Annotated in this window: 18 protein-coding genes; 14 read left to right on the forward strand and 4 right to left on the reverse strand. The window is 65.9% G+C overall.

Annotation, left to right across the window (positions count from 1 at the left end):
* Positions 1–483: 483 nt before the first annotated feature.
* Positions 484–738, reverse strand: a complete 255-nt coding sequence (locus tag ABIE45_RS01710) for a hypothetical protein (RefSeq protein WP_192710198.1) — start codon at positions 736–738, stop codon at positions 484–486.
* A gap of 265 nt (positions 739–1,003) precedes the next feature.
* Between ABIE45_RS01710 and ABIE45_RS01715 the strand changes: the two genes are divergently transcribed.
* The 5 genes from ABIE45_RS01715 to ABIE45_RS01735 all read left to right on the forward strand — a co-directional run bounded on the left by ABIE45_RS01715 (position 1,004) and on the right by ABIE45_RS01735 (position 5,892).
* Entirely contained in the window at positions 1,004–2,242 is a 1,239-nt protein-coding gene (locus ABIE45_RS01715; RefSeq protein WP_192710199.1) for a cytochrome P450, read from the forward strand.
* 141 nt (positions 2,243–2,383) lie between these two features.
* Positions 2,384–3,685, forward strand: coding sequence for a glycosyltransferase (locus ABIE45_RS01720; RefSeq protein ID WP_192710200.1), 1,302 nt, complete (start codon positions 2,384–2,386; stop codon positions 3,683–3,685).
* Positions 3,686–3,948: 263 nt separating this feature from the next.
* A complete protein-coding gene (locus ABIE45_RS01725; RefSeq protein WP_192710201.1) occupies positions 3,949–4,194 on the forward strand; it encodes a hypothetical protein in 246 nt (81 codons plus the stop codon).
* An 8-nt stretch (positions 4,195–4,202) separates the two neighbouring features.
* Positions 4,203–5,120: an adenylate/guanylate cyclase domain-containing protein gene (locus tag ABIE45_RS01730; protein ID WP_192710202.1), complete on the forward strand. Its 918-nt coding sequence runs from the start codon at positions 4,203–4,205 to the stop codon at positions 5,118–5,120.
* Positions 5,121–5,235: 115 nt separating this feature from the next.
* Positions 5,236–5,892 carry a phytochelatin synthase family protein gene (locus tag ABIE45_RS01735; RefSeq protein ID WP_373622088.1) on the forward strand — a complete coding sequence of 219 codons (657 nt, stop codon included), beginning with the start codon at positions 5,236–5,238 and terminating at the stop codon, positions 5,890–5,892.
* Positions 5,893–6,642: 750 nt separating this feature from the next.
* Here ABIE45_RS01735 and ABIE45_RS01740 read toward each other — a convergent pair.
* Entirely contained in the window at positions 6,643–6,828 is a 186-nt protein-coding gene (locus ABIE45_RS01740; RefSeq protein WP_192710237.1) for a hypothetical protein, read from the reverse strand.
* A gap of 551 nt (positions 6,829–7,379) precedes the next feature.
* Here ABIE45_RS01740 and ABIE45_RS01745 point away from each other — a divergent pair.
* The 9 genes from ABIE45_RS01745 to ABIE45_RS01785 all read left to right on the forward strand — a co-directional run bounded on the left by ABIE45_RS01745 (position 7,380) and on the right by ABIE45_RS01785 (position 14,786).
* On the forward strand, positions 7,380–7,610 hold the full coding sequence (locus ABIE45_RS01745; RefSeq protein WP_192710203.1) for a hypothetical protein: 231 nt from the start codon (positions 7,380–7,382) through the stop codon (positions 7,608–7,610).
* The gene (locus ABIE45_RS01750) at positions 7,607–9,013 is read left to right on the forward strand and encodes a replicative DNA helicase (RefSeq protein WP_192710204.1); all 1,407 of its coding nucleotides are present in this window, start codon (positions 7,607–7,609) and stop codon (positions 9,011–9,013) included. Before ABIE45_RS01745 ends, ABIE45_RS01750 begins: the two co-directional genes overlap by 4 nt.
* Positions 9,010–9,939, forward strand: a complete 930-nt coding sequence (locus ABIE45_RS01755) for a DUF1376 domain-containing protein (protein WP_192710205.1) — start codon at positions 9,010–9,012, stop codon at positions 9,937–9,939. Before ABIE45_RS01750 ends, ABIE45_RS01755 begins: the two co-directional genes overlap by 4 nt.
* A gap of 481 nt (positions 9,940–10,420) precedes the next feature.
* The gene (locus ABIE45_RS01760; RefSeq protein WP_192710206.1) at positions 10,421–10,672 is read left to right on the forward strand and encodes an HGGxSTG domain-containing protein; all 252 of its coding nucleotides are present in this window, start codon (positions 10,421–10,423) and stop codon (positions 10,670–10,672) included.
* A 43-nt stretch (positions 10,673–10,715) separates the two neighbouring features.
* Positions 10,716–10,967 (forward strand): hypothetical protein, encoded by a 252-nt coding sequence (locus tag ABIE45_RS01765; protein WP_192710207.1) that lies wholly within the window; start codon positions 10,716–10,718, stop codon positions 10,965–10,967.
* Between the two features lie 793 nt (positions 10,968–11,760).
* Complete coding sequence (locus tag ABIE45_RS01770; RefSeq protein ID WP_373622835.1) at positions 11,761–12,534, forward strand: phage major capsid protein; 774 nt, start codon at positions 11,761–11,763, stop codon at positions 12,532–12,534.
* Between the two features lie 198 nt (positions 12,535–12,732).
* Complete coding sequence (locus tag ABIE45_RS01775) at positions 12,733–13,149, forward strand: hypothetical protein (protein WP_192710208.1); 417 nt, start codon at positions 12,733–12,735, stop codon at positions 13,147–13,149.
* A gap of 53 nt (positions 13,150–13,202) precedes the next feature.
* Positions 13,203–13,853, forward strand: a complete 651-nt coding sequence (locus tag ABIE45_RS01780) for a hypothetical protein (RefSeq protein ID WP_192710209.1) — start codon at positions 13,203–13,205, stop codon at positions 13,851–13,853.
* 201 nt (positions 13,854–14,054) lie between these two features.
* A complete protein-coding gene (locus ABIE45_RS01785) occupies positions 14,055–14,786 on the forward strand; it encodes a hypothetical protein (RefSeq protein ID WP_192710210.1) in 732 nt (243 codons plus the stop codon).
* A 151-nt stretch (positions 14,787–14,937) separates the two neighbouring features.
* Here the strand turns inward: ABIE45_RS01785 and ABIE45_RS01790 are convergent, their stop codons facing one another.
* Positions 14,938–15,786, reverse strand: coding sequence for an ATP-binding protein (locus ABIE45_RS01790; RefSeq protein ID WP_192710211.1), 849 nt, complete (start codon positions 15,784–15,786; stop codon positions 14,938–14,940).
* A gap of 492 nt (positions 15,787–16,278) precedes the next feature.
* Complete coding sequence (locus ABIE45_RS01795; protein ID WP_192710212.1) at positions 16,279–16,779, reverse strand: hypothetical protein; 501 nt, start codon at positions 16,777–16,779, stop codon at positions 16,279–16,281.
* Positions 16,780–16,914: the final 135 nt, after the last annotated feature.

A 16,914-nucleotide genomic window follows, 5' to 3' on the forward strand; every position in this document is an offset into this window, starting at 1 on the left:
TCCGCCACAGAGGGATGCATGGTCACGCCGCGTCTTCGAAGAAGAGCGACGCCCGCTTCTTCCCCTCGTGGCTAAGGGTTGCACATCGGGTGATTTTCATCTCCCGTTCGAGACAATTTCTCCATCTTCTTTTCTCTATCGCCGCATCTGCGCGTCATCCCGGGGCCGCGCAGCGGAGCCCGGGATCCAGACACGCCGACGCGGCAAGACCTTGCGCTGAGAGCGGTTCTGGATTCCGGGCTCGCCTGGGGCGACCCGGAATGACGGGCTTGCTCCAACAGGCGCATGCCATCGACAGGCAGATAAATTTTTTCAAGCTTATAGCCCGTAGCCCTCGTAGGGAGGCTCCGGAGGTGGGGGTGGTGCAGAACGCACAAGGTGGAACCGCAAACCTGCATGTGAGAGGGACATCGAGCCACATGTGGCACCGGAGGCGGTGCCACGACCGGACTGACAGCACCGTCAGTCCGCACCGATCAGGCGTCACCGCGACCTGCCGCCACCGATCCCGTCCTGCCCGGACCGATCACCCAGGAGGCGCCGCGCCGATGTGATGACCTGGAGCGTCTGAGAGCTCAGCTGCTCCGCGCGTGCCCGCCGCTCGTAATGCCGCAGGCGCAGGACAAGGTCTTCGTCACGCACGACTCCGTGATCCAAATCGCCGATCACGGACTCGGTGATCGTCCTTCTCAGCAACGTCTCGAAAACGTCGTCCGTATTCGCCCACCCTTCAACCATGAGGACTTCTCCTTCTGTGAAGCGGAGCCTTTCTCGATAGGCCGGGTTACGGCATGATTTCGGATTATCCGACGCACGAAACGCAGCGCAGCGGACGTGTCCTTGCGCACAATCCGGGCGAATGGCTCCTCAGCCCGCCCGCTCTTCTGCTCGTGCCTTCCGGCGCGCCGAATGTTATGATCGTAACCGTCGGCCGAGCTTCCGAAATCATCCTGTAGCTCGGGCTTCCGAGAGTTCTCGCGCATCACAGCAGCGAGGATGACAGATGAACGGAACCGATGACCCGACGCGTCACGGCGGCCTGTCCGAGACTCCGGACGGCGTCCCGACGCTGACGGTGGCGGAGCTGGAGGCCGATCCGCACGGCGTGTTCCGTGCATGGCGGCCCCGGCTGCCCGTCGTCGGCCACGAGGTCGCGGGCTACCTCGTGCTCCGTGCCCGCGATGTCGACCTACTGATGCGCGACCCCCGCGCCCGGGCGACGGAGACGCTCTATCCGGAGACGCGCGGGATCCCGGAAGGCACGCTGTTCGATATCTTCGCGCACGGGATGCTCACTGCCAACGGGGCCGTCCATCGCCGGCGCCGCTCGCCCTTCACCCGCACCTTCGCGGCCCGGATGATCGAAGGCCTGCGTCCCCGGATCCGGGCGGCCGCGGAGAGCCTCGTCCGGGACGTGCTGGCGGAGGACGAGATCGACCTCGTCGAGCGCTACACGTCCCTGATCCCGGCCCAGACCATCGCCGACATCCTCGGCCTGCCGCGCGACGACATCCCACGCTTCACGCGGCTCGCCTACGAGGTCTCCCGGGTGCTGAGCTTCACCTTCGGACCGGAGGACATTCCGGAACTCGAAGCGGCGGCGCTCGCGCTGCAGGATTACGTGCGCGCGATCCTCGAGGCGCGCCGGTCGTCGCCCCAGGACGATTTCCTGTCACGCTTCCTGGCGGAGGCGGATGCGGCGGGCGAACTCACCCCGCAGGAGGTGGTCGTCCAGCTCGTGCAGATGATCATCGGCGGCACCGACACGACCCGGGTCGCCGGCGCGATGCAGGTGGCGCTGCTGCTGCAGCATCCCGGGCAATGGGCGGCGGTGCGCCGCGATCCCGGTTTGATCCCGGCCGCGGTGGCGGAGTCGCTCCGCTACGAGCCGAGCGTCGGCTCCGCCGGGCGGGTCGCCCAGGAGGATATTGCGCTCGACGGACATGTCGTGCCGGCGGGAAGCATGATCCTGCTCTCGACGCTGTCGGCGCTGCGGGACGAAGCGGTCTACGCGCATCCCGACACGTTCGATATCCGGCGCACCGACCTTCCCCGCCTGCATCCGATCTTCGGCGGCGGCGCGCATCGCTGCATCGGCGAGGCCCTGGCCCGGATCGAGCTGGAAGAGGGCCTGGGCGCCCTGATGCGCCTCGCCCCAGACCTGCGCCTGACGGGCGCGATGCCGGTCATCCAGGGCCATAGCGGAATCCGCCGCATCGATGCGCTGCGGGTCGCCGCATAGGGCCTGCCCGCCCCCGTTTCAGCCGTAATCGTTTCGGCCGCGCTCCGCAGCCGCGCCGTAACGGGCCGCCCCCAGCCTGTCTCCCGGGCCTCGCGGCGATCGTGCGGCGCCCGCTATCCCCCCTCACAGATAGGACATGCGATGAAGGTCCTCCTCTGCTCGACGCCCGCCACCGGGCATCTCAACCCCCTGCTGGCCATCGCCCGCATGCTGGTCGATGACGGCCACGAGGTCATGGTCCTGTCGGGCTCCGCCTTCCGCGACCGCATCACGGCGTCGGGTGCGCGCTTCATGCCCCTGCCGGGCACAGCGGATTTCGACGGCCGCGATCTCCGCGCCGTCGTGCCCGAACTGGCTCAGATCCCGCCCGGGCCGGATTGGCTGCGCGTCGCCATGGAGCGGATCTTCGTCGATCGGATCCCCGACCAGCACCGGGGCCTGCGCGCGGCGCTGCAGGCCTTTCCCGCCTCGGTGGTGATTGGCGACGACATGTTCTTCGGCGCCCTGCCGCTGCTGCTCGGGCCGCGCGCGGAGCGGCCCGCCATCGTCCTGTGCGGCACCTCGTTCCTCCACTGCACGCGCCCCGACAAAGCCCCGGCTTTCATGGGCCTTCCGCCGGCGGAGTCACCGGAGCAGGAGAGGGCCTACGGACGGATCGCCGAGGCTTACGACGCGGCGGTCGACCGGCCGGTCGGGCTGAGCCTCGCCGCCGTCCTGGCGGAGCTCGGCCTGGCGGCGCCGCCCTGGCCGCTGTTCGACGCGGTCGTCCGGCTCGCCGACACCTACCTGCAGCTCACCGTCCCGAGCTTCGAATACCCGTTCGCGATGCCGCCGACGGTGCGCTTCATCGGGGCCTTGCCGATCGTCCCGGGTCAGGCGGCGCTCCCGCCCTGGGCCGGCGATCTCGACGGCACCCGCAAGGTCGTGCTCGTCACGCAAGGCACGGTCGCAAACCACGATTTCGGCCTGCTCGTCGGCCCGGCCCTCCAGGCTCTCGCCGGTGAGCCCGATATCCTGACCGTGGTGACGGCGGGCGGGCGGGGCTTGGACGCCATCCCGGGTCCGATTCCCGCCAATGCGCGGCTCTCACAATACCTGCCGTTCGAGTGGCTGCTGCCCCGGATCGACGCCATGGTGACCAACGGCGGCTACGGGAGCGTCAACCAAGCGCTGAGCTTCGGAATCCCGCTCGTGGCCGCCGGTCTCACGGAGGATAAGGCCGACGTGAATGCCCGCATCGCGTGGTCGGGGGCCGGGATCGACCTCGCCACGAACGAGCCGACGCCGGCGGCGATCCGGCGGGCGGTCCGGACCGTGCTCGACGCGCCGGGCCACCGTCGGGAGGCGCAGCGCCTCGCCGCCGCCTATGCGACGTACGACGCGAAGGCCGAGATCCTGCGGCTCCTGTCCCAATACGGCGGCCGCGTGCGCAAGGCCGCCTGATCGCACACCGGACCTTGCCGAGGGCCGCTACAAGACGCGTGGCCGCCCTCTCTGTGACTATGACGGCACCCGGCCCGCTGGACCGGGTGCCGTTCGCGTGATTTCACGCCAGCCCAAAAATTAAATAGATATTGATCAGAACATCCCTCGAGATATGGAAAATATCTGCCACATTTCCGCTGTAATAGCATTTCCGCTTTGCGGAACAGCGGCGAAATATCGAAGATGTACGCATGAGGCTCCGAAATCCGGAGCTCAGAACCATGATCCACTATCGGACGAGATTTACGGCAGGCGCCGCGATCGCAGCCTTTGTCCTCGCGCTGGCGGCCCCGAATGCCGCGTGGTCGCAGCCGATCCCGCGCTTCGCGCAGCCCGACGTTCCGAGCCCGGCCGCGACGGCCCATCCCCTCCCGGCCTCGCAAGGCCAGGATTCCCGCTCTCCCGCCGTCGAGCGCGAGCACCTCAAGGCGCAGCGCATCATCAACCGCGTCTGCTCGGGCTGCTGATGCCAACGATGTTCCTTCCGGACGCCCGCACGGCGACGGTGGACGCCGGTCCCAGCTCCGGTCGGAAGCGTCGGGAAGCCGGGCCGCAGTCCGTCCGCCAACGCGACACCGCCGCGGCATGGGGCGCCCCGCTCCTCGCCGCGGCGGCGATGCCGCTGCTTCTGGGACTCGCAACCGCGACGGCGCCGGAACCCGTCACCCTCAGCCTCGTCGGGCTTGCCCTGACGTGGCTCGCGTTGCGGACGCAGCGCCTGCGCTCCGCGGCCCGGATCGCGACGCGTCATCGCGACAACCTCGCGCGCCTGGCTGCGCCGGCGGTCGCCCGATTGGTCGCCGAGACCGATTCGGTCGCGCTGCGCGCCGGCTGGGAGCAGGCGGCGACGGTGCTGTTTGCCGACATCCGCGGCTTCACCCGTCTGTGCGAGACCTTGGCACCCGGCGAGGTTGCGGCCTTCCTCGCGGAGTTCCGGACACGCACCGCGCGGGCGATCGAGGCGGCAGGCGGCCTTGTCGACAAGTTCGTCGGCGACGAGGTCATGGCCGTGTTCGGCGTGCCGCACGCGGCGCCTAAAGATACCGATCGCGCCGTGGCGGCGGCCCGCGCACTTGCGGCCGCGATGACGGCCTGGAGCGGCGAGCGGGAGCAAGCGGGTCTGCCGCCGGTCCGGATCGGGATCGGTCTGCACCGCGGCTCGGTCTTCATCGGCACCATCGGGGCGGAGCGCGTCGAGTTCACCGCGGTCGGCGACACCGTCAACGTGGCCCGCCGCCTGGAGCAGATGACCCGCACCCTGGCCTGCGACTGCATCGTTTCGGAGTCCGTGGTTCAGGATGCGACCTCCGGCGAGGCGCGGATCGTCGCCGTTCGGCCGGTGCGCGGAGCCTGTGCCGTCCTGCGCCGGTTCGCCATCCGGCTGGACCCGTAGCGGCCGGGCGCAATCCCATTCGAAGCGGAGGGTTCGCAGCATGGTAGCCGAACAGGTGCGACGCGGCCGTGGCTGGAGGCGCCGCCGGTCCGCTGTCCTCGGAGCGATCGCGCTCTTGGCCGGGATCCTCGGCGCGGCGATCCTCGGCCCGCGTCTCGTCAGCCCGAACGCCGACCCGTCCGTGATCTCGATCGCGACAGGCGCGGACTTTCACGATCCTGCCCTTCTGGCGCGGGCCTGGGCCCTGCCCGTGGCCGCGGCGTACCGGCGTCGTCCTTACGAATACCAGAGCAACCCGAGCTTCTGCGGTCCTGCCAGCGTGGCGAACCTGCTCCGCTCCCTCGGCGTCGATTTTTCACAAGCCGACGTGCTCCGCGGCACGGCGTTTCAGCCCTGGTTCGGGGTGCTGGTGAACGGGCTGACGCTGGATGAGCTGGCGGAACTGATCCGAAGGCGGCTCGATCGTCCGGTCCGTGTTGTCCGTGATCTCTCGTTGCCCGAATTCCGCGCGGCGATGATCAGCGGCAACGATCCCGCCAAGCGGCTGATCGTCAACTTCCACCGGGGGCCCTTGTTCGGCCGGGGCGCCGGGCACTTCTCGCCGATCCTCGGATATCTCCCGGACCGCGATCTCGTCTTTGTCGGCGATGTGAACGGGGATTACCGGCCTTTTCTTGTCGGCAGCGAGCGCTTGTGGCGCGCCGTCACGACGCTCGACGCCACGTCCGGCAAAGCCCGTGGCTTGCTGATCATCGACGCGGCCGTGCCTTAGCGCGCTCAAGGCGACGTGGACGCTGGCTCGGCGCAAGAGTCTGAACGAGATCGACGGCGAGCCGGACCTCAAGGACGGTAGCGATCCGGAGCCGAGCCTGGGCCCAGCGAAAATCACCACACCTCACAGATCGTGTGGTTGCGCGGTGGAGACCGGGATCTGGAAGAATGACCTGGGCACCTCGTCCGCCCTGGCCATATGGGGGAAGCGGCGGGCGGGCAGGAGCGGCTACCGCCAAGCGCCGAGCCTCGGACCCAGATCGCACAAGAAAGGCCCGGCAGCGGTGTCCTCCGCGGCCGAGCTTCAGATGGCGTCGCCGGCAGCAGCCGCCGAGCTGCTACCTGCGGTGGCGGAAGTGCCGATGCATGAAGCGACGTTCCGCGCGATGCATGCGGCGGATCGGGTGCCAACGAATGTCGGTGATGCTGTCCGGGGCGCCGGCAACCGTCGCGGCTGGAGCCGGGCTGAGAGGGGCTGCCGATGCCGGGGCAACAAAAGCGGCGGCACTGAACGCGGCCAGGAGAGCGGCGGTGATCATCGAAGTGCGCAAGGGAGGCTTCCTCTCGTGCCGCCCGTCGGAGCCGGATAACCAGCGGATCGAGGGGGGCAGCAAAACGTCCTCGACCCCTTGAGGAAGGCAGGGCGCTGATTGATGGTTCCGGAGGAGCGATCACGAAAGAGTTTAGCTTCGTGGCAGCCGCCCGAGCGGGACCCTGTCGCCCAGGGTCACGGACCGAGAGAGGGGCTGGATCAGGACGCCAGTGTGAGGTCTGCTCCCGCGAAGCCAAGCCCGGCGAGGAACAGGCTGCCACCCATCACTTCAAGGATGGCACGGTAACGCGGAGACCACAGGGATCCGGCTGCCATGCTGACGCCTGCCACGACACAGAACACGCCCAGCGCCATCATGATGGCCCCCGTATCAATCAGCGACACGGAGGCTACGGATGGAGCGCTGGGCGGTTCCAGGGGGCGGACGCTGTCGACAGCTTTATCAGCCTGCCGTTCACACGTGCCGCTCGCGCATCCGGTGCGCGCGTAAGCTGAACTCGAGTGGTCCCGCTGCTAGCCGCAGCGTTGCCCCGGTCGATTCGGCGATGTCTTGGAGTCTAGATAAGTGATGGCGCGCCCGAAAGGATTCGAACCTCTGACCCCCAGATTCGTAGATTGGGGCAGGCCGCTGAAAACAAAGAAGAACTCTGCAAACCGGGCACTCGCCATCCTGTTATGGATCAATGGGTTAGCACCCCACTTGCAAACCCAAAATCCGGCTCGCTGAAGCCGAAAAACGAAAACGCCGCCCCGGGGGTTGGATCCCGGAACGGCGCTAAGAAGGTCGGCTCCCGCAAAGAAACCGACCCTAGTGATAGGGCGGATCGGCCGGCTCTGGCAAGCGCTCTAACGGCGGTCTTGGACGGCCGGGGCATGGTGATCGGCATCGTCGCCGGCCGCGTCGCGGCGCGGGCCTTCCTCCGGGGAGGCTGCGCGTGAGCGATCCCCGCACCATCGCCACGCTGCGCAAGAACAACGCGGAGGAGATCCGCGTCAGGGTTGCTGAGCATGACGGCTACACCCTTGTGGATCTCCGCGTGTTCAGCGCCAGCCGCCGCAACCACGGCGAGCCACAGCCGACCCGCGCCGGCATCTGCGTCGTGCGCGAGCGCCTTCCGGAGCTGATCCAGGCGCTTCAGGCTGCACAGCGGGAGGCGGCCCGATGATGCCGCCCGTCGCAGATCCCGTCCCGCCTAACGCCTTCGACGCCGAGCAGGCGCTCCTCGGAGCTATCCTCCGGAATCCCGAGGCCCTCGACCGCGCTCGCGACCATGTCCGCGCCGAGGATTTTTTCGAGGACATGCACCGGCACGTCTTCGAGGTGATGTGCCAGCGTCGAGATGCCGGAGAGGTCATCGACTGGAAGCTGATGACCTCCGTGCTCGGCAATGCCGACCTCGGCGGTATCTCCGTCAGCGCCTATCTCGCGAAACTCTGTGCCGAAGCGATCACCGTTATCGGCGCGCCGGGCTATGCCCGGATGATCGCCGAGGCGGCACAGATGCGTCGCGTGCTGGAGACCGCACAGGCCGCCGTCGCTCAGATGACCGACGGCTCGGTCCGAAGCCCGGCCGAGTACGCCACGAACATGATCGCGCAGCTCGACGAGGTGGCCAGCGCCGGCCTCGCCGAGCACGCCCGCCGTGTCAGCCTCGGGCAGAGTGCCGGCAACGTCCTGAACCGCATCGATCAGGTCCGGAAGGGCCTCGCACCGCAGGGCGTTCCCTACGGTCTGCCCAAGCTCGACCATGACACGCTCGGACTGCGTCCGAGCCAGTTCATTGTGCTCGCCGGGCGGCCCGGCATGGGGAAGACCACTGTCGCCCTTCACATCGCCTTGGCGGCAGCGCGCCGCTCCGGCGCCGTCGGTTTCTTCTCCCTTGAGATGGGGTCGGACGAGCTCACGGAACGCATCTTGGCGGCTCTGGCCTACGATCCGCGGGCCTATGAGCCTCTTACCTACCGCGCGATCGCTGAGGCTCGTGGCCTGTCTGACGATGACCTTGAGCGGTTGGTTGTGGCTCAGCGAGAGTGCTCGACCATTCCACTCTGGATCGAGCAGCAGGCCGGGGTGACCCTGGCGCAGATCGCCGCTCGAGCGCGTCAGATGCGGCTCCGTGCCGAGCGCCAGGGCATCCCGCTCGCCGCGATCATCATCGACCATATCGGTCTGATCCGCCCCTCGAAGCGCTACGCTGGAAACAGGGTGCAGGAGATGACGGAGGTCTCCTCAGGCCTGAAGGGGCTGGCCAAGGAGCTCGGCATCCCGGTGCTCGGCCTGAGCCAGCTGAACCGCGAGGCGGAGAAGCGCCAGGATAAGCGGCCGCAGCTCGCCGATCTGCGGGAGAGTGGTTCGATCGAGCAGGACGCCGACGTGGTACTCGGGCTCTACCGGGACGCCTACTACCTGGAGCGTCAGCTGGATCTCTCGGACGTCGAGCAGGACCGCCTCGCGCGCTGCCAGAACGAACTTGAGATCGAGATCCTGAAGCAGCGCTCCGGCCCGACCAGCCGCATCGTCTGCTTCTGCGACATCGCCTGCAACGTGCTCGCGGAGACCGCGCGATGAAAGGCGAATTCTACAAGATGGATTTCGAAGCCTGGGACACAGGCACAGTCGATCTGCCGTTGGAGGTGGAGGCCGCTTACCTCCGGCTCTGCCACCAGATGTACCGGGTCGGCGGCCCGATCCCGAACTCGGTCAAGCTGCTGCAGGGCCTGTTCCGGTGCGGCCATATCAAGGCCGTGGCCCTGCTGCGGAAGCTCGTTGAGGCGGGCAAAATCCAGGTCACCGAGGACGGGTTACTCGCCAATTACCGGGTGGGTAAGGAGCTACTAAACCGCGAGTCACTGGCGAGTAAGAGGCGAGTAGCGGGCGAGTTAGGCGGGACTAACAGCGGAGTAAGTCGCGCTAAGTCATTGATGCAAAACGATGCAGATGAAGCAATTGCTTCGGGCCTGCGAACCAGAGGAGAGGAGAGGAGAGGAGATACCCCTATAGTCCCCAAGGGGACCGAGCCCGAAGGCTTTGCAGAGTTCCGGGAAGCCTACCCAAAGCGCAGCACGGCCTTCCCAACCACACAGGCCCGGAAGCGCTGGCTGGAAGCTCGGCGACGAGGCGTCACCCCTGCCGAGATCATCGCTGGCACCAGGGCCTATGCCGCCGAGCAGGCCCGCATCGGCAAGACCGGAACCGAGTTCGTCCAGAGCGCCGACGTCTGGCTGAACCGACAGAGGTGGCAGGATTACGCTGCGCCATTGCCCACGAGCCAGCCCGGCAAACCAACCGAGGACGCCTATCTCGCAAGTCTGTCGGATGAGCGCTGGCGCCTGGAGGTTCGTACCTGGCGTGCCCGGCACGGCCATTGGCCGCTGCGTATCAAGACCCCGCCGCCCGATGATCCGGCCACGAAGGTCCCGCTGCGGATCCTCGCCGAGTTCGGCCTCCAGCACGGCAGCTCGATCGCCGAGCTCAAGCTGACGGGGACCGGCTGATGGGGAGCTTGGGTCCACAGGCTGCCTGGTCAGGCTGCATAGGACAGCCCTGGGCGGCCCCCATCGCAGGCCGGGCAGCGCCGAAGGTGGATGTCAGTCCCATTGGCACCGTACACGTGGCCGCACGGATGACACCGCAGGACGTAGACCTTCTGCAGGTGATCGTTCCCCGGCTCGTCGGTCCTGCGGATGACCTCCTGGCTATTCCGGTTCACGTAGCCGACCTCGGTCGTTCCCTTAAACATGCTTCCCACTTCCGTTCTGCAGTCATCGAGCCGATGAGCAAGGTCGCGCAGGTTGGTTACTGGCCCCGCCTACGTGATGCGACTGACGGCAGGTGTCCGACCACGTGGTTAGGTCAGTGCTGCCGAGATTGATCGCATTCGCTCCCCGTGCCCGGAGGGCGGGTCGAAAGTCTGGGGTTTAGGGACCGACAACCGGATGGGGACTGCAACGCGCAACGCCGCAGGTTTTCGAAATAATGTCGCTCAACCCCATGGAGGATCGCATGTTTTGCGGTGCCAAGACGCGCTCGGGGTCGCCGTGCAGGCGCTATCCCGTCGCCGGCAAACACAGGTGCAGGCTGCACGGCGGCGCACCCGGCTCCGGTGCACCATCCGGTGAGCGCAACGGCAACTACCGGCACGGCGGCTACAGCGCCGAGAAGATCGCCGAGCGCCAGCGCAAGCTGAACACTCCCTGGAAGCCCTTGCCTCCGCCGCAGCGGCCCTGAGACCAGGCCGCACGTCCCTCGCGACCGATCCAGGAGACCCCCAATGCTGACCGACGACCTGTCCGACATGCCCCTGCACGACGAGATCCGGAGCACGCTGCGGGCGATGATTCGGCGCGGCCTAGATCCGCTGGACGTTGCCGAGGCCGCGCTTGCGGTCGGCAGCGCCTTGTCCGTCAGCATTGAGGGTCAGGTGCGAGCCGGATCGAAGCTCTACGCGGCCGGCTCCGCGCTGCTCTCGGCTGCTGGGGAAGCGTCCTCGCCCACGATTGACGGAACCAATCGCGCCGCATAGATTCTGAGTTATCGTCTATCGCAATGCGATGCGATCCTCGCGTGAAAGGCCGGTGTGAGACTGGCGTGGATGCGGGCAGACCTTCCGGTTACCGGAGTGAGTCCGGGCTTGGCGAAGGGCAGAACTCGACGGGCGTGAGCCCTCGTTTTGTCGCGCTGGAAGGCTGACGGGCTCGCCCTGATCCTCTGGCTTCCCGAGTTGAACCTGCCCAGCACGGGCGGGATCGTCCGTGAGGATCGCATGTTCACCCGACGCAATCACCGACACTTCGCGCTCGCAGGGCTGGCGATCGCCTGCCTCGTTCTTCTCGCCGTGCCCGACACCTACGCGGCGACGCTGGCGCATCACGCAACCCATTTGGGCGGTCTGTCGTCCGTCGACCTCGTGGCCGCCTCGTTTAGCCTCACCGCCGCACACCGTGATTACGGCCGCAAGGATGCGGGCGGCGGCGATGACGTGGGCGGACTCGTCCAACGCGAGCTGACCCGCATCGGCAGCGAGATGAAGACGGCCCTCGGCACCGCGAAGGACCGGCTCGAGGAGCACGACTCCCGCCTCCTCGACGTCGAGCAGAAGCTGGCGCGCCGCAGCGGCCCGGCCGGCGGCGGATCGCAGGACGAGAGCTGGGGCAACAAGCTCACCGAAAGCGAAGGCTTCAAGGGCTTCGTCTCCGGCGGCCTGCGCGGCACCGCCCGCGTCGAGGTAAAGGCCCTGACCTCGGCGACCAGTTCCGGTGGCGCCCTCGTTACTCCGGCCCGTCAGCCGGGTATCGTTGCCCTGCCCGCAGCGTCCGATGACGGTCCGCGGGCTGCTCGCTCCGGGCGAGACCGAGAGCAACCTCGTCCAGTTCGTCCGGCAGACCGTGCGGACCAACAACGCGGCAACCGTGGCAGAGGGCGCGCTGAAGCCGGAATCGGTGATCAGCTATGAGGAGGCTGAGGCCCCGGTGCGCACGATCGCGCACTGGATCCCGATCTCGCGGCAGCTCTTCGACGACGTGCCCGCGCTCCGCTCCACCCTCGACGGCGAGCTCGTCTACGGCTTGGACGAGGCGGAGGAGCGCCAGCTTCTGCTCGGCGACGGCACCGGCCAGAACCTGTTCGGCCTTCTGCCGCAGGCAACCTCCTTCGACATGGCGCTGCTGACCGGCATCAGCAGCCCGACGCCGGCCGACATGCTGCTGATGGCGATCGGCCAGGCCGAGAAGTCGCTGCTGCCGGCTACCGGCATGGTGCTCAACACCATGGACTGGATACGCATGGTCGCGATGAAGGACACCACCGGCCAGTACATCGGCAGCGGACCGTTCGGGCCGGAGCAGCTGCGCCGGGTCTGGGGGATGCCGACGGCCGTGACGCCAGTGATGCCGGAGGGCCGGTTCCTGGTCGGCTCGTTCGCGGTGGCCGCCCAGATCTTCGACCGCATGGACACCGAGGTGCTCGTCTCCAGCGAGGACCGGGACAATTTCATCCGCAACATGCTCACCGCCCGCGCCGAGAAGCGCCTCGCGCTCGCGGTGAAGCGGTCGCAGGCCCTGATAACCGGCACGTTCCCGGCCCAGAGCTGACGCCCTTCTGCCGGGTCGCATGATCCCCGGCGCGGACCACTCGCAGGTGTCCGAGAGAACAGCGAGAGCCGGCGGCCCTGGAGAGACGGGGGCGCGGCCGGCACCCCATTCCGTTCGGCGCCCCGGCGCTGATGCCCTGGCCGGACCGCGGATGTACCGGCCGGTCGGGGCCCTTGATCCTTCAGCAGGAGACCAGCCGTGAATGACCTTTCCGACCTCGACCTCAAGGGCAAAGCCAGCAAGGGCGCCGTGATGGAGCTTGCCCACCCACACACTGGCGCCGTGTTGCGTCAGGACGATGGGTCGCCGATCACGATTACGCTCGCGGGCCAGGACTCCGAGCAGTGCGTCGCGTTCGAGCGCAAGCTGACCGACAAGAGGCTGCGGCGCGCCGCGGACAGTCGGCGCGTGACGCTGACTGCAGCCAGCGTCGAGGATGACAGGATCGGGCGTGTGGCGGCCTGTACGCTCGGTTGGTCGGGGATCGCTTGGGACGGGTCGCCCAAGGAGCAAACCCCGGAGAACACGCGGGAGCTGTTCACCCGGTGGCCCTGGGCGATGGAGCAGGCGGAGCGCTTCATCGAGGACCGCGGCAACTTCCTCTCTGCCGCCTGACCGGCCGCACCATGACCGCCGTTAACGCCATCGCCTCCGGATCCCGTGGCCGCATGGTCACGGATACGGCCAGCTACACGCCCGAGGGTGCGCCGGTCGGCTTCGTGTCGAAGGCGATCGCACTCCCGCACCTCGGCTTGGTGTTCGCCAGTCGAGGTGCCACGGTGGCGCGCTGGGCCTTCGCGGAGGAGCTGGAGGCCTTCGCCTCCTTCGACGCGATCGTTGCCGGCGCCGCGGCCGCGCTGGAAGAGGCGCACGAGCTCAGCGCCTTCGGTGGCGACTTCGAGCTCGCGCTGATGGGCTGGTCCGCTGCCCGGCGTCGGGTCGAGCTGCACACGCTGGCCTCGCGCGACAGCGCCGACGTGCCGGCGTTCACGCTGCAGCACATGCAGGCCTACTTCGCGCCGATGCCTGAGGATGAGGCGCTGCGCCGGATCGGGCTGAAGGTCGGCCGCACCTTCGACGTGAGCCGGCCTGCCGAGAAGCTCCGCCAAGTGATCGAGCTGCAGCGGGATACACCGGCCCCGTTCCTGAGTGCCGCCCCGGACGCTCCTGTCGGCCACACGATCGGCGGCGCTGTGGTGCTCACCGAGGTCAGCGAGGCCGGCGTGACGCAGCAGGTGATCCACCGCTGGCCGGATGAGATCGGCCGGCCGCTCGAACCAGTCTCGCCCCGCCCCCCGCAGCTGCGCATCGTCGCCTGACAGGAGCGCCACCATGTCCGCCCGATCGAACCTCGCCCCTGTCGAGCCGCCGCGCCACCATCCACGCCCTGCACGGGCATCGCCGCTCATCGGTGCTGCCGGCGGCGCGCTGGCCGGCCTCGCCAGCGGAGACCCGCTTATGGCCTGTGTCGGGCACGGCGTCCGCCTCATCAGCCTCGCTCAGCGCCAGGAGCCCAGATCATGACCGCGGTGAACGTCATCACGCACCGGGAGCGCGTGACGGTCTGCACCGACACTGCCTGCTACGACGGCGGCGGGTACGTGCAGGGCTTCACCTCGAAGGCGATCGCGCTACCTCACTGGCCGGGCGTCATCGCGCTGCGCGGTCCGCTCTACGTGCTGGCTCAGCTCGCTGTCGAGGCAGGGCTCCGGTTCGCAGACGTCGACGCCTTCGCCGAGGGTGCGCCGGACTTCTTGGCCGACTTCCTCGAGCAGCAGGATCACCTCCTCGGCCAGCACGGCGAGATCGCTGGGATCCAGGTCACCGTTGCCGGCCTATCACGGGCACGGAACGCCTGCCGCGCCTTTGTCGTCCAGGCCGGCGAGAAATGGGACGTGCCCGGCGCTCAGTGGATGCAGGGCGACGCCGTCGATTTGCCGGTGGGCGAGATTTTGGACCTGCCACTCGACGTCCTGTCCATGTCGCCCCCGGTGCCGGATGCCGACGTCCGCCGAGCCGGCATTGATCCGGACGCGGACCTGAGCAGCCTCGGCATGGCGGGTGAGCAGAAGCTGCTGTCCCGGATCATGGGGGCGCAGCGGCAGATGCGCTTACCCCTCAACGCCGGCCTGGAGCCCATCCGAGCTGTCGGCGGCCAGCCTGTGTACGTGACTGTCTTCCGAGACGGCACGATCACGACGAGCGCTGGCACTCGGTGGCCAGATCGCACGGGCAATTTAATCGGACCGTAGCGGGATGTGGCGGAGTAGGCCGCAAGCACGCCCTGTACCACGCACATGATCCGGCAGTAGCGCGGGCAATACACGCCAATGCCACGGCAGCACCCTGCTTCATCGTGATGTGCCAATGTATCGACTCGCATTGGCACAACTCGCGAAGGCGTTATACACTACCCAAGCTGTCGAATGCTTTTAGCAAAGCTTCTTCGAGTTCCGTCGCGTTCCTGTAGAAAAGCGTTCTCCAGTTACGAACATCAAACTCAAGCTTTGTATCCGACCTTGCGGTCTGGATTAGTGGCTTACCCTTTCCCCTTGCGTACCCCGCCTCGAAATAGACATTGTGAGGTGACAGGGTGTAATCGGTAAGAACGACGTCGGCCTTATCGATCTCGTTCATAACCTCTTGAGAAATCTCGTAGTCGCCTTCCTTTTCGTCGATCCGCGTCAATGTAATCTCTAATTTGCTTCTTGTTGCGGCTCTCTCCATTGCCTTACCGTAATCGATTAAGCTTGGCTCTTCCTCCGAGCGGAAAGACATCGCAACAAATACTACAAACTTTTTACCCGGCTTAGGCTTTGGAATAACGGCATCATGAACAAAGCTCGTGAATGGCGCGTTGTCTAATATTATGCTCTCTCCTTGGCGGACGAATAATCTTCCGTTCGGGTCTACAATCGGAGATTCGCCCGGTTTTGGGGGTGCCACTTTCACAACTATAATAGCTCGATCACCCTCGATGGGCATGAGCTGGATTGTGCATCTTCCTGGCATTAGGCCATTCGCTATGCGACCAAGGCGTCTCGCGATAATATCTGCTTCTGGGCCATAAATACCGACCAAAGCTCCGTCACCATCTACGCCGATTAACAATGTTCCGCCATACGAATTTGCAAAAGATAGAATATTCTTGGCGAATATGGCGTCGGTCGGAACCCTGAGTTTAAACTCAACGACGTCGGACTCACCTTTCTCTACCATTTCGAATATTTCATGGTACAGCTTATCAAGCATTAACGACGCCCTTCAAGTATGATCACAGAGCCAAGGATGATATTGCATCTTTAAGGCAGCGAGCAAGCTTCGGACTCAATGCGCATTTGATTAGCTGCACGAGGATTGCGCGCCGGCCAAGGAAGCCGCCCTGGCGGCCGTGGGCGCGGCCGAGGCTCTTCACGGTGCCGCTGCTGCCATGGACGGCCTCATTGCCGCCCTGGTGCAGCTCACGCGATCTGCGGTGCCACCGGCGGCCGCGCGTGTGCTAGCCCAACCGCCCGCACCGGCTCGGCGTCCGTTGTGACCAGAAGATTTCAGGTGCCTGCCAACGCGGCAGCCCTAACACCGATCCGCCGTCCTCGCAGGGTCGCGGCGGATGCTCAGCCGGCGGAGGCATAATCGCCGGCAGCCGGCGGCTTCTCTCCGTGAGGCTGTGCCGGCCCCAGTCTCAGGGTCACGAGAGCCGACGGGGCGATGTGCCGCCCGCGGTCGACACCTCAGGCTATGCACTCAAAAATATCGGCGCTTATCAATTATCGTTCTGAATATCAGATCCTGCTCTCGATTGCGGGAATTGGATACGTAGCCCGGATCTGAGCTGGCATACATATCGAAGGGGACAAGATCCAATTTTGCTAAACCATATCCGCTAAGCGGGCCATAATATCCCATCATCAACGTAGGGCACAGATATATGCGTTGTTTTTCTAGAGACGTCCGCTTTTCCGAATCATAGTATACAGCACTCATGTTCTCAGCGCTTTCGATAAATGTAGAAACAACTTGTGCTTCTCCGGATTTGAGAACAATTGGAGTTTTGATATATCCCTGCAACGAAACGAAATCTCCGGTACCGTTGCATGATTTAGCCTCAGAGCTGGCCGTCGCGGCGCGGGCCAGTTGATAGTGGAATTCATTGATGACTACAGGCGTTGTGCCGTCGTTAATAAGCACAACACCAATTGTTCCGTCGACAACGAAATCACCGTCGGCTTTTTTCACTTGCTTCAAAGACACATCTTGGATCGATACTAAGACATCTTCGTGTTGGTAGAATATTGTTCTACTAGCAACTGTTAATGCAACGATTAGCGATGATAAAGATATCACAATGGACGCTGCATCTTTTATTGACATTTCTGAGCC

It is taken from the genome of Methylobacterium sp. OAE515, assembly GCF_041806315.1.
GTDB classification, from domain to species: Bacteria; Pseudomonadota; Alphaproteobacteria; order Rhizobiales; family Beijerinckiaceae; genus Methylobacterium; species Methylobacterium tardum.